This window comes from Brevundimonas sp. GW821-FHT10A07 (assembly GCF_059415785.1).
In genome coordinates this window covers 122,694-138,748 of sequence record NZ_JBWKNX010000001.1, presented here as the reverse complement: position 1 = coordinate 138,748, position 16,055 = coordinate 122,694, and the positions used below count along the sequence as shown (strand labels likewise).

The 16,055-nt window shown below is 66.2% G+C and carries 13 protein-coding genes; all 13 read left to right on the top strand.

Annotated elements, in window-relative coordinates; genetic code table 11:
- Positions 1-37 precede the first annotated feature (37 nt).
- The 13 genes from AC07NC_RS00615 to AC07NC_RS00555 all read left to right on the top strand — a co-directional run bounded on the left by AC07NC_RS00615 (position 38) and on the right by AC07NC_RS00555 (position 16,017).
- Positions 38-787 (top strand): SDR family NAD(P)-dependent oxidoreductase, encoded by a 750-nt coding sequence (locus tag AC07NC_RS00615; protein WP_494568265.1) that lies wholly within the window; start codon positions 38-40, stop codon positions 785-787.
- Positions 788-2,599: an IlvD/Edd family dehydratase gene (locus AC07NC_RS00610; protein WP_494568264.1), complete on the top strand. Its 1,812-nt coding sequence runs from the start codon at positions 788-790 to the stop codon at positions 2,597-2,599.
- Between the two features lie 158 nt (positions 2,600-2,757).
- A complete protein-coding gene (galA, locus tag AC07NC_RS00605; protein ID WP_494568378.1) occupies positions 2,758-5,217 on the top strand; it encodes a beta-galactosidase GalA in 2,460 nt (819 codons plus the stop codon).
- A gap of 29 nt (positions 5,218-5,246) precedes the next feature.
- The gene (locus tag AC07NC_RS00600; protein WP_494568263.1) at positions 5,247-7,865 is read left to right on the top strand and encodes a TonB-dependent receptor; all 2,619 of its coding nucleotides are present in this window, start codon (positions 5,247-5,249) and stop codon (positions 7,863-7,865) included.
- A gap of 34 nt (positions 7,866-7,899) precedes the next feature.
- Positions 7,900-9,312, top strand: coding sequence for a glycoside hydrolase family 53 protein (locus tag AC07NC_RS00595; RefSeq protein ID WP_494568262.1), 1,413 nt, complete (start codon positions 7,900-7,902; stop codon positions 9,310-9,312).
- A 458-nt stretch (positions 9,313-9,770) separates the two neighbouring features.
- Positions 9,771-10,295, top strand: a complete 525-nt coding sequence (locus AC07NC_RS00590; protein ID WP_494568261.1) for a DsrE family protein — start codon at positions 9,771-9,773, stop codon at positions 10,293-10,295.
- A 97-nt stretch (positions 10,296-10,392) separates the two neighbouring features.
- Positions 10,393-11,043, top strand: coding sequence for a peroxiredoxin (locus AC07NC_RS00585; protein ID WP_008258834.1), 651 nt, complete (start codon positions 10,393-10,395; stop codon positions 11,041-11,043).
- 192 nt (positions 11,044-11,235) lie between these two features.
- The gene (locus tag AC07NC_RS00580; protein ID WP_426025106.1) at positions 11,236-12,177 is read left to right on the top strand and encodes an MBL fold metallo-hydrolase; all 942 of its coding nucleotides are present in this window, start codon (positions 11,236-11,238) and stop codon (positions 12,175-12,177) included.
- Entirely contained in the window at positions 12,174-12,662 is a 489-nt protein-coding gene (locus tag AC07NC_RS00575) for a protein tyrosine phosphatase family protein (RefSeq protein WP_008258850.1), read from the top strand. The genes AC07NC_RS00580 and AC07NC_RS00575 overlap by 4 nt, the downstream gene beginning before the upstream one ends.
- Positions 12,663-12,666: 4 nt before the next feature.
- Entirely contained in the window at positions 12,667-13,461 is a 795-nt protein-coding gene (locus AC07NC_RS00570) for a sulfite exporter TauE/SafE family protein (protein ID WP_008263346.1), read from the top strand.
- Positions 13,462-13,470: 9 nt separating this feature from the next.
- Complete coding sequence (locus AC07NC_RS00565; protein WP_494568260.1) at positions 13,471-14,898, top strand: cytochrome ubiquinol oxidase subunit I; 1,428 nt, start codon at positions 13,471-13,473, stop codon at positions 14,896-14,898.
- A complete protein-coding gene (gene cydB, locus AC07NC_RS00560; protein WP_494568259.1) occupies positions 14,888-15,889 on the top strand; it encodes a cytochrome d ubiquinol oxidase subunit II in 1,002 nt (333 codons plus the stop codon). The genes AC07NC_RS00565 and cydB overlap by 11 nt, the downstream gene beginning before the upstream one ends.
- The gene (locus AC07NC_RS00555; RefSeq protein ID WP_426025101.1) at positions 15,889-16,017 is read left to right on the top strand and encodes a hypothetical protein; all 129 of its coding nucleotides are present in this window, start codon (positions 15,889-15,891) and stop codon (positions 16,015-16,017) included. Before cydB ends, AC07NC_RS00555 begins: the two co-directional genes overlap by 1 nt.
- Positions 16,018-16,055: the final 38 nt, after the last annotated feature.

Sequence of the window (16,055 nt, the reverse complement as noted above, 5' to 3'; positions counted from 1 at the left end):
CGGATAAACGGCGGGCGTCGAGGAGGCGCGCTCTATCATGGCCGCCATCTATCCTGATCTGAAGGACAAGACCGTCATCGTCACCGGAGGCGCGGGGGGGATAGGCGAAGCCATAGTCCGCAGCTTCCACGCCCAGGGCGCCCGGGTCGGCTTCCTGGATATCGACACACAACGCGGACCCAGGCTTCGGGCCGAGTTGGGGGCGGACACATTGTTCATTCCCTGCGACCTGACCGACATTCCGGCCTTGAAGGCTGCGGTCGCGGAAGTGCGCGCAGCGTTCGGGCTGATCGACGTTCTGGTCAACAACGCCGCCCATGACGAACGTCATGCGACCCTGGACGTGACCGAGGAATACTGGGACGGCCGCATGGCCATGAACCTGAAGCACCAGTTCTTCGCCGCCCAGGCCGTGCTGCCGGACATGCAGGCGACGGGCAAGGGCGCCATCGTCAATCTGGGATCCACGTCATGGATCATCGGTCAGGGCGGCATGCCGGCCTATACGGCGTGCAAGTCCGCCGTGATTGGGCTGACCCGTTCGCTGGCCCGCGACTTCGGCCCCTTCGGCGTGCGGGTGAACGCTGTCGCGCCCGGATGGATCATGACCGAGCGCCAGTTGGAGCTGTGGGTCACGCCAGAGACCGAAAAGGAAATCTACGCCAACCAGTGCCTCAAGCGCCGACTCGTGCCGGATGACATCGCCAAGGTGGTCGTCTTCATGTGTTCGGACGAGGCGGGGGCAATCACCAACCAACACTATGTCGTCGACGGCGGCTGGACCTGAATGACCGATACCTCAAAGACCCCTCCCCCCTCCAAGACGCTCCGCAGCCGCGCCTGGTTCGACAATCCGGAAAATCCGGACATGACGGCCCTCTATCTTGAGCGCTATCTGAACTACGGCCTGACGCGCAAAGAGCTGCAGTCCGACAAGCCGATCATCGGCATCGCCCAGACCGGTTCGGACCTGTCGCCGTGCAACCGCCACCACCTGGTGCTGGCCGAGCGCGTGCGTGAAGGCATCCGTGAGGCGGGCGGCATCGCCATGGAGTTCCCAGTTCACCCGATCCAGGAAACCGGCAAGCGCCCGACCGCCGGCCTGGACCGCAACCTGGCCTATCTGGGGCTGGTCGAGAGCCTGTACGGCTATCCGCTGGACGGGGTCGTCCTGACCATCGGCTGCGACAAGACCACGCCCGCCTGCCTGATGGCGGCGGCGACCGTCGACATCCCCGCCATCGCCCTGTCGGTCGGACCCATGCTGAACGGCTGGCACCGGGGCGAGCGTACCGGGTCGGGCACGATCATCTGGAAGGCGCGCCAGATGATGGCGGCCGGCGAGATCGACTATGACGGCTTCATCGAGTTGGTGGCGTCCTCAGCTCCGTCGGTCGGTTACTGCAACACCATGGGCACGGCGACGACGATGAACTCGCTGGCCGAGGCCCTGGGCATGTCGCTGCCCGGCTCGGCCGCCATTCCCGCCCCCTACCGCGAGCGCGCCCAGGTCGCCTATGAGACCGGGCTACGGATCGTCGAGATGGTGCGCGAAGATCTGAAGCCGTCAGACATCCTGACGAAAGAGGCCTTCCACAACGCCATCGTCGTCAACTCGGCCATCGGCGGCTCGACCAACGCCCCGATCCACCTCACCGCCCTGGCCCGCCACGCCCATGTCGACGTGCCGCTGAAGGACTGGCAGACTGAGGGGCTGCACGTTCCGCTGCTGGTCAATTTGCAGCCCGCGGGCGCCTATCTGGGCGAGGATTATTTCCACGCCGGCGGCGTGCCGGCGGTGGTGTCAGAGCTGATGAAACAGGGGCTGATCCGCGAGAACGCCCTGACTGTCACCGGCAAGTCGATCGGCGACAATTGCCGCGACGCCGAGATCGTCCTGCCCGATGTGATCAAGACCTTCGACGCCCCGATGAAGACCGACGCCGGCTTCGTCGTCTTCACCGGCAATCTGTTCAACTCGGCCATCATGAAGCTGAGCGTGATCTCACCCGAGTTCCGCGAACGCTATCTGTCCAACCCCGATGATCTGAACGCCTTCGAGGGCCCTGCCGTCGTGTTCGATGGGCCCGAGGACTATCACCACCGGATCGACGACGAGAGCCTGGGCGTCACCGAACAAACCCTGCTGTTCATGCGCGGCGCCGGCCCCATCGGCTATCCGGGCGCGGCCGAGGTCGTGAACATGCGGCCGCCGTCCTACCTGATCAAGAAGGGCGTCAGCGCCCTGGCCTGTATCGGCGACGGACGCCAGTCGGGCACCTCCGGTTCGCCGTCGATCCTGAACGCCTCGCCGGAAGCGGCGGCGGGCGGGAACATCGCCCTGCTGAAGACCGGCGACCGGGTGCGGATCGATCTGAATACCGGCCGCGCCGACATCCTGATCTCGGACGAGGAACTGGCCGAGCGCCGCAAGGCGTTCGAGGCGGCGGGCGGCTACAAATACCCGGCCTCCCAGACGCCGTGGCAGGAAATGCAGCGCGCGGTGGTCGGTCAGTTGGAGACCGGCGCCGTGCTGGAACCGGCGGTCAAATACCACCGGATCGTCGACAGGTTCGGTCTGCCGCGCGACAGCCACTGAGCACGATCGACATCGCCTGTAAAAATTATTTCATTGACAGAAGTCGGCCTAGCCGGTTTCCTGAACTCAAGGGCCGGCAACAGGCCTGAGGGTTTCAGGGAGGCGTCGCGTTGGATCGCGAAGATCTACTAGTTTCACGCGTGGATCGGCGCGCCCTGATGCAGGGCGCAACGGCGGCGGCCGTGGCGGCGATTCTTCCCTCAACCCCGGCCTTGGCGGCGACGCCTGAGACCCGACGACGCATCAAGCTGGCGTTCGATTGGAAGTTCGCTCTCGGCCACGCGGCGGACATCGACAAGGATTTCGGCTTCGGTCGAGATCAACGCACCTACGCCAAGACAGGCGGCTCCGAGACCTCCCCCATCGCCGAGGCGGCGAAGGCGGACTTCGACGATTCCGCCTGGACCGACGTCCAGATTCCGCACGACTGGGCGATCGACCTGCCCTACGATTCCACGCCTCGCATCCTGGCGCCCGATCAGGACGATCCCCGCGCCGCGCATGGGTTCCACGCCCTGGGCCGCGACCATCCCGAGAACAGCGTCGGGTGGTACCGACGCCCCCTGGACATCCCGGCCGACTGGGCCGGCCGCCGCATCGGACTGGAGTTCGACGGCGCGTTCCGCCAGGTCGTGGTCTTCGTCAACGGGATCATCGTCGACGAGCATGCCGGCGGCTATTCGCCCTTCCGCATCGACATCACCGACGTGGCGCAACCCGGCCGCCCCAACTGGCTGACCGTCCGTGTGGACGCCAGCTTGGGCGAGGGCTGGTTCTATGAAGGCGCGGGTCTTTACCGACATGTCTGGCTGACGGCGGCGAACCCGGTCCATGTGCCCCCCGACGGCGTGTTCATCCGGGCGGAGCCGCAGGGTTCGGGTGCACGGGCGACGGTCGAGGCGGCCGTGCGCAACCAGTCGGACTCGTCCCGCACGGCGACGGTGCGTACCGTCGTCGTGGCGCCGAACGGCCTGGAGAAGGCGCGACGGGAAGTCATGCTGTCGCTGGCGCCCTGGAGGAACGAAAACGCCGACCTGGCCCTGGCCTGGGACGTTGCTCCCCTGTGGTCGCCCGCCGATCCCCAGCTCCATCGGCTGACCACCGAAATCGAGATCGACGGCGTCGTGGTCGACCGGATCGAGACGCCTTTCGGCGTCCGGTCCGCGGTCTTCGACGCCCAACGCGGCTTCCTGCTCAATGGACAACCGCTGAAACTGCTCGGCGCCTGCTGTCATCAGGACCACGCCGGCGTCGGCGCGGCCATCCCGGATCGCCTCCAGAATTGGCGCATCGAACAGTTGAAGGCCATGGGCTGCAACGCCTATCGCGCCTCGCACAATCCGGCCACGCCGGAACTGATGGACGCCTGCGACCGGCTGGGCATGCTGGTCATCGCCGAGACGCGGCGCATGTCCTCCGACGAAGAGTCGATGACAGAGCTGGCCACCCTGGTGCGGCGCGACCGCAACCGCCCCTCGGTCATCGCCTGGTCGATCGGCAATGAAGAACAGGCGATCCAGGGCAATGAGACCGGCGCCGCCATCGCCCGCACCATGAAGCGGCTGGTCAACCGCCTGGACCCGTGGCGCCCCGTCACGGCCGCAAAGGACCAGGACTTCGACACCGGCGTATCGCGCGTCGTCGACGTTCTGGGCTTCAACTATCGCACCCCCCAGATGGAGGGCTATCACGCCCGCTTCCCGGATCAGCCCATCCTCGGCAGCGAGACGGGCAGCACCGTCTCGACCCGGGGCGAATATGTGCTGGACGCCGCCCGCCACATCGTCCCCGCCTATGACCGCGAACATCCCTGGTGGGCCTCGACCGCCGAGGAATGGTGGACCATTGCGGCGGAGCGCCCCTATATCGCCGGCGGCTTCATCTGGACCGGCTTCGACTATCGCGGCGAACCGACGCCCTACAGCCGCTGGCCCAGCGTCGGCTCCTACTTCGGCGCCATGGACTCCTGCGGCTTCCCGAAGGACAATTACTGGTACTACCGCGCCTGGTGGCGGCCCGAACCGCTGCTGCACCTGTTCCCGCACTGGAATTGGGAAGGGCGCGAAGGCGAGGAGATCGAGGTCTGGGTCCATTCCAACCTGGATCGGGTCGAACTGTTCGTGAACGGCCGCTCGGCCGGATCGAAGATGGTCGAGCGCAACCGCCACCTGGCCTGGTCCGTGCCCTATGCGCCTGGGGTGCTGGAAGCGCGCGGGTACAAGAATGGTCACCTAGTCTCGACCCAGCGTCGCGAGACCGCCGGCGCCCCGGCGGCTCTGCGTCTGTCCGTTGATCGTCAACGACTGACGGCCGACGGCGAGGACGTGGCCATGATCGCCGCCAGCGTCGTGGACGCCCGTGGCCGACCCTGTCCGCGCGCCAACGACCTGGTCGCCTTCGAGGTTGCGGGCGACGCCCGGGTCATCGGCGTCGGCAACGGCGATCCCGTCAGCCACGAGCCGGATCGCAGCGACCGCCGACATCTGTTCAACGGACTGGCCCAGGCCATCGTCCAGACGGGCCGCAAAGGCGGCCCCATCACCGTCACCGCGCGGGCCGACGGGCTGCGGCCCGCCGTGCTTCGTCTCGACGCCCGCAACACCAAACTATCGACCTGAAAATCAGGCGAGCACAGGGGGAGTTTCTAATGACCGCCAATCGCAAGACCATCGCCGCCGCCAGCGTATCGCTGGCCGCCCTTCTCGCCGCAGCCCCCGTCTGGGCCCAGGAGGCCCCCGCCACCGACGACGCCGCCCAGGTCGACGAGGTTGTCGTCACCGGCATCCGCGCCTCGCTGCGCGACGCGATCGGCGTCAAGCGCCGCTCTGACCTGGTGGTCGAGGCCATCTCCTCCGAGGACATCGGCCAACTGCCGAACGTGACCATCGCCGAAGAGCTGGTGCGTCTTCCCGGCGTCAACGGCACGCGCGACCGCGGCAACCAAAGCCAGGCCTCGATCCGGGGCCTCGGCCCGCGCCTTGTGCTGGGCCTCGTCAACGGCCGCGAGGTCGCCTCGTCGGAGCCGGACCGCAACGTCCGCTGGGAAATCTATCCGTCGGAGGTCGTCTCGGGCGTCGAGGTCTACAAGTCCCAGTCGGCCGACCTGATTTCCGGCGGCATCGCCGGCACCATCAACATCCGCACCATCCGCCCGCTGGACTATCGCGGCCCCAGCTTCGTCGGCACCGCCGGCGCGGTCTATTACGAGGGCGGCGAGGACCTGCCTGACTATGATCCACTGGGTTCGCGCTTCAGCGCCAGCCTTACCCATCGGCTTACCGATACCCTCGGCGTCAACCTGGGTGTGACCCACCAGGAGCAGAAGAACGGCTATTCGACCTTCGAGGGCTGGGGCTGGAACGACGAAGATACGGGCGGATCGCCCGGCGATATCGACGGCGACGGCGATCTGGACGCGACCTTCTGGGGCGCCCAGACCCAGGTCAAACGCCTGACCGAGACCCGCAACGGCGTAAACGGCGCCCTGCAATGGAAGCCGTCCGACCAGTTCGAACTGAACATGGACGCCCTCTATTCGAAGGTCGAAATCGACGAGGACCAGAACCAGATTTGGTACGGCAGGAACAACACCTACTCGAACTTTGCCGGCGCCTCCAGCTGGGCCTACGGCGATCCGGCCGCCTCCTACACCATCATCGACGGCACAGTGGTCGCCGCCACCCTGCCATTCGCCTCGGTCACCAACGTCATCGCCAAATACGTCGAGGACAAGACGCTGCTGGCCACGGGGCTGAACGGCAAGTGGATGTCGGGCGCCTGGACCCTGACCGGCGACGTCGCCTATTCGAAGGCCGAGCGCGAGAACCTCTGGCGCGCGATCTTCACCGAACACTATCCGGCGCTCGCCGGCGTCGACATGACGCCGGGCCGGACGCCGTCGGCCTTCGCCAGCTATGATACGTCAGACCCCAGCTTCCAGCCGCTGTTTGACTATGTCCCCGGCCAGGCGGACGGCGGCAAGCTGACGGACGAACTGACGTCGGCCCAGTTCGACGTCGCCCACTACGGCGGCGAGACGGGCGTCACCAAGACCTCCTTCGGCGTCCGCGCCTCTGACCGGTCGAAGGCCTACGAGCGACTGCTGTGGACCCAGGCGCCGATCGTCGCCACCCTTCCCTCGTCGCTGCTCAGCAGCTTCACCGTCTCCGACTTCGACACCCCGGGCTTCCTGAACGGCGATTTCGACGCTGTGGCCCAGGCGGCCTACGGCGGCTTCGTCCAGCCCGCAGACGCCGTGGACGAGGCCTCGGGATGGTCCGTCGATGAAACGGTGTTCGAGGCCTATGTGAAGGTCGATTTCGCCGGCGACTTAGCGGGCCTGCCCGTCACTGGCAACGTCGGCATGCGTGCGGTTCAGACCGAGACCACCAGCAACGGCTATGAATCCGTCAACAGCGGAGCCCTGACGCCGATCTCGATCGACAATGACTATTTCGAACTTCTGCCCAGCCTGAACCTGACCCTGGCCCTGGCTGAAGACCAACAGCTGCGGTTTGGCCTGGCCCGGACCCTGGCGCGTCCGCCGCTGGATGAACTGCGCGCCGGCCGCACCCTGTTCAACACCAGCCCTCCGCCCACAGGCTCGGCCGGCAACCCGAACCTGACCCCCTACATCGCCAACCAGGTCGACCTGTCCTACGAGTGGTATTTCGCGCCGGAAGCCCTGTTCGCGGCCGCCGCCTACTACAAGGACGTCGAGACCCACATCGGCTACTTCACCCAGCCGGTGACCATCGACGGCGTGACCTACAATGTCACCGGTCCGTTCAACGGCGACGGCGGCGGCATCAGCGGCATCGAGCTGACCTTCCAGACGCCGTTCCGCTTTATCCCGGCGCTCGAGAACTTCGGCGTCTACGCCAACTTCGCCTATGTCGATTCCGACGTGAAGGAGTTCTCGCCGGCTAATAACCCTCTGGAGTCGACCGGCCTGGCCCGCGAGACGGCGACGGTCGACCTCTGGTACTCCGACGGCAAGTTCGAGAGCCGGCTGGGCTACAAGTACCACAGCCCCTTCACCGTCATCAGCGGCTGGGACGGGTCTGCGCTGCGCACGCTGGACAGCGAATCCACCCTGGACTTCAGCGCCTCCTATCAGGTGACGTCGAACCTGGGCGTGCGCTTCCAGGCCAGCAACCTGACCGATGAAGAGGTCAACACCTACTACGACAACGACGAGAACCGTCTGGCCAGCAACACCCGCTTCGGTCGCCGGTTCAGCCTCGACGCCACCTTCCGCTACTGACCCCGCGTCGCACCTCAAGCCTACGGAATCGCCCATGAAGATCCGCCGCATCCTCCTTCCCGCCTTCGCCGCCCTGATGGCCTTGCCCGCGCAAGCCCAGCAGGCGGGCCAGCCGGCGCCCTTCTATTTCGGCGCCGACCTGTCCTATGTGAACGAGATGGAGGACTGCGGCGCGATCTATCGCAAGGACGGTCAGGCCCGCGATCCCTATGGCCTGTTCGCCGAAATGGGGACCAATCTGGTGCGGGTCCGGATCTGGAACGACGCCGAATGGACCAACTACAGCGACCTGGACGACGTGCGCGAAACCATCCGCCGCGCCCGCGCGGCGGGCATGGAGGTTCTGCTCGACTTCCACTATTCGGACGACTGGGCCGACGGGGACAAGCAGATCGTGCCCAAGGCCTGGCGGTCGATGCGGGACGACACGCCGGCTCTGGCCCAGACCCTTTATGACTACACCTTCCAGACCCTTCGGACGCTCGACGCCGAAGGCCTGATGCCGGACCAGGTTCAGGTCGGCAACGAGACCAATCCCGAAATGATGGGCGAACTCGACTGGAAGACCGCGCGCCCCGGCATCAACTGGGAACGTAACGCCGCCCTGTTCAACGCCGGGATCAAGGCCGTACGCGACGCCGGCGCCCAGTCCAGCATCCAGCCTTTGGTCATGCTGCACATCGCTCAGCCCGAGAACGCCGAACCCTGGTTCGCCGACGCCTGGAAGCACGGAGTCACCGACTTCGACCTGATCGGCGTCAGCTATTATCGCAAATGGTCGACCCAGGGCCTGGACGGACTGGAGCAGACGATCAATCGCCTGCGCCATCGCTATCCGGCGGAGGTGGTTGTGGTCGAGACCGCCTATCCGTTCACCACGGACTCGGCGGACGATTCCCCGAACCTGCTGGGCGAGGACTCCCTCTTGCCCGGCTATCCCGCCACCTACGAGGGCCAGCGCCAGTACATGGTCGATCTGACCCAGCGGGTGAAGTTCGCTGGCGGCGTGGGTGTCGTCTATTGGGAACCGGCCTGGGTCTCCACCGACTGCTCGACCCGCTGGGGTCAGGGCTCTAACTGGGAGAACGCGACCTACTTCGACTGGCGACGCGACGGGGAACCGACCCCTGCGGCGACCTTCGCCCAAGCCGCCTACCAAGAACCGACGACCGTCACTCTGACCATTCGTCGTCCCGAGGGCGCCGCCGGGTCATTGTGGCTCTGGGGCGATTTCCTAGGCGCCAACGACGTCGCCGTGCGGCTCGCCCCCGACGGCTCCGACCCAAGTCTTTACCGTTACACGACGACAGTCAGGCCCGAAACCGACATCCGATTCCAGGTCTTCGACCGCCGCCCCTTCGAACGGGGTCTGCTCGAATCCGGCCAAGTGATAGCCGTTCACGTTGGAAATGACGACTTCGTCGGGGTTTATTCGACTAAGCGCTGACGGTTTGGCGGACACCTTCGACGGCAGGCGCGGGTCGCCGTGACCAGCCGGTGCGAGGCGCTGGTCCCGATCATGAACGCCCTGAAGGTCGATGCCATTGAGGGCGTATAGTTGACCGAACTGGGCCTAGTCGTCACCACCACCGACATCGCCCTAGTTGAGCGACGCTGCATCGCGCTGGCCGCCCATCTGGCGGAACTCGAAACCTGGGCCTGGCCGCAGGTAGGCTCAGGACTATCGCCCCCAACAGATCGGCAGCGGCCCAAGCGGCCCGGAGCAGGTCGAGAACCTCTACGCCGAGGGTGTGTTTCGCGACGCCTTCATCGACTTTGACATCCTGGCTCTCAAAAGCCACGACAGCGACGTCTCCGAAGGCGCGGGCCGCAGCGGCCGGTCCGCCCTGATCGATCTTGTCGCCCGCCGTCCCTGCCCCCAGCGCCCGCGCATCGGAACCAGCCATGAAAACCCTCCTCATCGCCCTGTCCCTGGCCGCCTCTCTGGCCGCCTCGCCCAGCTTCGCCCAGGCCGTCTCAGGCTTCGGCGGCTTCAAGCCCCTGCCGGAGGCGGGCGAACAGCCGGATCCGTCGCGCGTCTATCGCGTCATCTTCGACGTCTCCCAGGGCGGCCCGGACGACAAGCCGCTGAAGGGTCTGGATCGCGTCGCGCGGCTGACGAATATGCTTGCGGCGGGCGGCGTCGACGCCGACCATCGTCAGATCGTCGTCGTCCTGCACGGCGCCGCCACGACTGCGGTCCTGTCCGACGCCGCCTGGGTCGCGCGCGGCAAGGGCGCCGCCAATCCCAACAGCGCCCTGATCCGCGCCCTCCTCGCCGCCGGCGTTCAGGTGCGCCTGTGCGGCCAGGCCATGGCGGGCAACGGCGTCACGGAAGCCGAACTCGAGCCGGGCGTGACCGTCGATCTCGCCGCCCTGATGACGGTGATTCACCATCAACAGGCGGGTTATGCGCTGATCGTCAATTGACGGGGGTCATAGGCTGAACCTTTCAGGCGGATAAAAACTATTAGTTTGTGTAAGTATGTATATAAGTGTTGATCAGGATGTCTGAAGGAGACATCACATGACCGGACTTCCCCGCCTCAACGAACCCGCCCCCGACTTCCACGCCCGCACGACCCACGGGGATCGCTGCCTGGCCGACTATCGCGGCAAATGGCTCATTCTCTTTTCCCACCCCTCCGACTTCACCCCGGTCTGCACGACCGAGTTCATCGGCTTCGCGAAGCACGCGGATGAGTTCGCTGCGATGAACTGCGACCTTCTGGGACTCTCGATCGACAGCATCTTCTCCCACCTGGCCTGGACCCGGAACATCAAGGAGAAGTTCGGCGTCGAAATCCCCTTCCCCATCATCGAGGACCTGAAGATGGAGGTGGCCCAGGCCTATGGGATGATCCATCCGGGCGCAGCCGACACCTCAGCCGTTCGCGCGACCTTCCTGATCGATCCGGAAGGCAAGCTTCGCGCTATGGTCTATTACCCCATGAGCAACGGCCGCAGCATCGACGAGTTCGTCCGACTGCTGACCGCCATCCAGACGTCGGACGCCAATGGCGTGGCGACCCCGGAAGACTGGCGCCCGGGCCAGCCGGCCATCGTGCCCCCGCCCAAGACCGCCGCGGCGGCCGAGGCCCGCGCCTCCGAAGGCTACGACTACACCGACTGGTACTTCTCGACGCGCGAGCTCCCCGACGCCCCGAAAGCCGCCTAATCGGACGCCGGCCGGACCGCGACAGCGGTCCGGCCCTCCCTTTCCCGGACGCGAAAGGAGCTCACATGGGCGGCCTAAGACGAATCCAAGAGGCGGAATCTACCGACCTTCAGGCCGCTTCGCCATGCCGAACTACATACTTGCGCCAAGTATGAATATATCTATATATGAACACCCAACGGAGACGCCCCCATGTCCTCGCACCCCCAAGACCCCATCCGTGAACAGGCCGCTGAAATCGTGCGCGCCGCCCTGGCGGACGCCACGCAACGTCCTGTTGTGAAGTCCTTTTTTGACGAAGCGACCTTTACGGTCAGCCATGTGGTGCGCGACCCCGGCTCCAAGGTCTGCGCCATCATCGACAGCGTGCTCGACTACGATCCGGCCTCCGGCCGAACCTCGAACGCCTCCGCCGACGCCGTGATTGACTACGTGAAGTCCGAAGATCTCCAGGTGCAGTGGCTGCTGGAGACCCACGCCCACGCCGACCACCTGTCGGCCGCACCCTATCTGCAGGAAAAACTGGGCGGCCGGCTCGCCATCGGCCACGAGATTCTCACTGTGCAGGCCGTATTCGGCAAGATCTTCAACGAGGGAACCGAATTCCGCCGCGACGGCAGCCAATTCGACCAGTTGTTCAATGACGGCGACCGGTTCCGCATCGGCGGGCTGCAGGCCATGGCGCTGCATGTGCCGGGCCACACGCCCGCCTGCCTGGCCTATGTGATCGGCGATGCGGTCTTTCCCGGCGACACCATGTTCATGCCGGACTATGGCACGGCGCGCTGCGACTTCCCCGGCGGCGACGCCCGGACCCTGTATCGCTCGATCCATCGCCTGACCGCCCTGCCGGATGAGGCGCGGGTCTATCTATGCCACGATTACAAGGCGCCGCCCGGCCGCGATGAATTCGCCTGGGAGACCACCATCGGCGCCCAGCGCACCGGCAATATCCACATTCGCGACGGCGTCTCCGAGGACGCGTTCGTGGCCATGCGCACCCAACGCGACGCCACCCTGCCCATGCCCCGGCTGATCCTGCCGTCGGTTCAGGTCAATATGAATGGCGGACGCCCGCCGGAGCCCGAGGCCAACGGGGTTCGCTACCTCAAGGTCCCGCTGAACGCGCTGTGAACCTTCAGCGCGCCGGCCGGCCTGAGCCGCAAGACCTGAACCCGATCCGCAAGCAGGAAGACCGAGCGATGGATATCCGCCCGCTGGACGACGCCCTTTCGGCCTCCCCCCAGATCGCCTTGCAGGACCTGGCCGCCGTCGCGGCCCAGGGCTTTCGATCCGTGATCTCGAACCGGCCCGACGGCGAAGACCCCGATCAGCCCAGCGCAGCCGAATTCCGCCAGGCCGCCGAGGCCGTCGGCCTGGCGTTCGCCCATGTGCCCGTGGTTGGAGGCGCCATATCCGACGCCGATGTGGCGGCCTTCCGCCGGACCCTCGACGCCCTGCCCCGGCCTGTGTTCGGCTTTTGCCGCACCGGTACGCGCACCACCACCCTGTGGGCGCTCGCCCGCGCGGCCGACGAAGCCGACCGCCTGATCCAACGCGCCCAGGCGGCCGGTTACGACCTGTCGGCGCTTCGTCCACGCCTGGAAGGCGCGCGCTGACCCCATGGATCTTTCCCCTCTTCAATACGGCCTCGGCGCCGGCGCGGGTTCGCTGGTCGGTTTCAGCCTGGGTCTGGTCGGCGGGGGCGGGTCCATCCTGGCCGTGCCGCTGATCGTCTATCTGGTCGGGGTCAAGGATCCCCACCTCGCCATCGGCACCAGCGCCTTCGCCGTGGCCGCCAACGCCTTCGCCAACCTGCTGAACCACGCCCGACACGGCACTGTGAAATGGAAGATCGCCGGCCTGTTCGCCCTGGCTGGCGTCCTCGGCGCCGTCCTGGGCTCGACCCTGGGCAAGGCGGTGGACGGCCAGAAGCTGCTGGCCCTTTTCGCCGTCCTGATGCTGATAGTCGGGGCGCTGATGCTGAGGGGCCGCTCGGCCGCCGGCGACCCCGATGTGGTTCTGACGCCGGGCAATGCGCCGAAGCTGATCGGAACCGGCGTCCTGACCGGGGTGATGTCCGGCTTCTTCGGCATCGGCGGCGGGTTTCTGATCGTGCCCAGCCTGATGGTCTCGACCCGTATGCCCATCTATTACGCCGTCGGCTCCTCGCTGGTCGGCGTGACGGCCTTTGGCCTGACCACGGCCTTCAACTATGCGCTGGACGGCTGGGTGGACTGGCCCCTGGCGGCGATCTTCATCGGCGGCGGCGTCCTGGGCGGCCTGTTGGGCGCGCGCCTGGCCAAGAGTCTGTCAGGACAAAAGGGCGTCCTGAACACCGTGTTCGCAATCCTGATCTTCGTCGTCGCCGTATACATGCTGTACCGGAGCATCGACGCGCTCGGCCTGGTTTCATAGGATCGGATCATGGAGTTCGACGCTCTCATTCTGGCCCGAATGCAGTTCGCATTCACGGTCGCCTTCCACATCGTCTTCCCGGCCTTCTCGATCGGCCTGGCCAGTTATCTGGCCGTGCTGGAAGGGCTCTGGTTGAAGACCGGCCGTGACCTGTATCTGAACCTGTTCAACTACTGGCTGAAGATCTTCGCCGTCGCCTTCGGCATGGGCGTCGTCTCGGGCCTGGTGATGTCCTATCAGTTCGGCACCAACTGGTCGGTCTTCTCCGACAAGGCCGGTCCCGTCATCGGCCCCCTGATGGCCTATGAGGTGCTCAGCGCCTTCTTCCTGGAGGCCGGATTCCTGGGCGTCATGTTGTTCGGCCTGAAGCGGGTGGGCAAGAAGCTGCACTTCCTGGCCACCCTGATGGTCGCGATCGGCACCTTCGCCTCGGCCTTCTGGATCCTGTCGGTCAACAGCTGGATGCAGACGCCCCAGGGCTACGCAATCAACGACGTGGGCCAGTTCGTGCCAGCCGACTGGTTCAAGATCGTCTTCAATCCCTCCTTCCCCTATCGCCTGGCCCATATGCTGCTGGCGGCCTATCTGACCACCGGCCTGGTGGTCGGCGCCGTCGGAGCCTGGCACCTGCTGAAAGAGCGGACCAACAAGGGCGCGCGCAAGATGTTCGCCATGGCCACGGGCATGATCCTGGTCGCCGCCCCGGTCCAGATCTTCATCGGCGACATGCACGGGCTGAACACGCTGGAGCACCAGCCCGCCAAGGTCATGGCGATGGAAGGCCATTTCGAAAGCCACCCGGACGGCGCCCCCCTGATCCTGTTCGGTCTGCCTGACCGCGAGGCCGCCACCGTCCACGGCGCAGTCGAGATTCCCAAGCTGTCGTCCCTGATCCTGAAGCACGACCCGAACGCGCCCCTGGCCGGCCTGGACACCATCGATCGCGCCGACTGGCCGCCGGTGGAGATCGTCTTCTGGTCCTTCCGCGTCATGGTGGGTCTGGGCATGGCCATGCTGCTGCTGGGCCTGTGGGGCCTTTATGCTCGCCTGCGCAGACGTCTCTACGACGCGCCCTGGCTCCACCGGTTCGCCCTGGTCATGGGGCCGATGGGCTTCGTCGCGGTCCTGGCCGGCTGGATCACCACAGAGGTGGGGCGTCAGCCCTGGACGGTCTATGGCCTGTTGCGCACGGCCGACAGCGCCGCGCCGCTGGACGCCCCTGCGGTCGCCAGTTCCCTGGCCGCCTTCGCCATCGTCTATTTCGCCGTCTTCGGAGCGGGGGTCTTCTATATCCTGCGCCTGATGAGCCACGCGCCGCATCGCGGCGAAAGCGGTTTGCCCGAAACACCGATCCGTACAGCCGGCATCACGCCGGCTCCAGCCATCGACCCCGACCGGCCGATCCCTACCGGCGAGGAGACCGATCGTGAACATTGATCTGACCCTGGTCTGGGCCGGTCTGCTGGCCTTCGCCGTCTTCGCCTATATCGTCATGGACGGGTTCGACCTGGGCGTGGGCATCCTGTTCCCGACGCTCAAGCCGGGCGATCAGCGCGACAAGGCGATGAACTCCATCGCCCCGGTGTGGGACGGCAACGAGACCTGGCTGATCCTGGGCGGCGGCGGTCTGTTCGCCGCCTTCCCCCTGGCCTACGCCGTGCTGATGCCGGCGGTCTACACGCCGATCATCGCCATGCTGCTGGGTCTGGTGTTTCGCGGCGTGGCCTTCGAATACCGCTGGCGCACGGTGCGGGCCAAGCCGGTCTGGGACCTCGCCTTCTTCGGCGGCTCCCTTCTGGCCGCCTTCTCCCAGGGCGTGACCCTGGGTGCCATCCTCCAGGGGGTCGAGGTCTCAGGACGGGCCTATGGCGGCGGCTGGTGGGACTGGCTCAGCCCCTTCAGTCTGCTGACCGGCGCCGCTGTCGTCGTCGGCTACGCCCTGCTGGGCGCCACCTGGCTGAACATGAAGACGGAAGGCGCGCTCCAGTCCCACGCCCGTTCCCAGGCCTGGAAGCTGGGTCCGGCGACCCTGCTGATGATCGGCGCGGTCAGCCTGGCCACGCCCTTCCTCGACGGCGAATACGCGCGTCGCTGGTTCGACTGGCCTGGAGTCCTGCTGACGGCCCAAGTGCCGTTGCTGGTCGTGATTCTGGCGGCCGCATTCTTCTGGACCATGCGCCAGAAGCGCGAGGTCTGGCCCTTCCTGCTGTCCCTGGGCCTGTTCGCCGTCACCTTTGCGGGCCTGGGCGTCAGCATCTTCCCCTATGCGGTGCCCGACGAGATCACCCTGTGGCAGGCCGCCGCCCCGGCCTCCAGCCAGATGTTCATGCTGGTCGGCGCCCTGATCCTGATCCCGATCATCCTGGCCTACACCGCCTATGCCTACTGGGTGTTCCGCGGCAAGGTCGGCGACGACGGTTACCACTGATGCGCCGTGGTCCGACAAGCGGGCTCCGGCAGGGCCTGTGGTTCGTCGCCCTCTGGGTGCTGGGCGTGGGCGTCCTGGGCGTGATCGCCTATCTGCTGCGCGGCGTCCTGAAGCTGGCCGGCGGATGAGCCCGCAGGCGCCGAACCGCTGGCCATGGCCGCCGCTC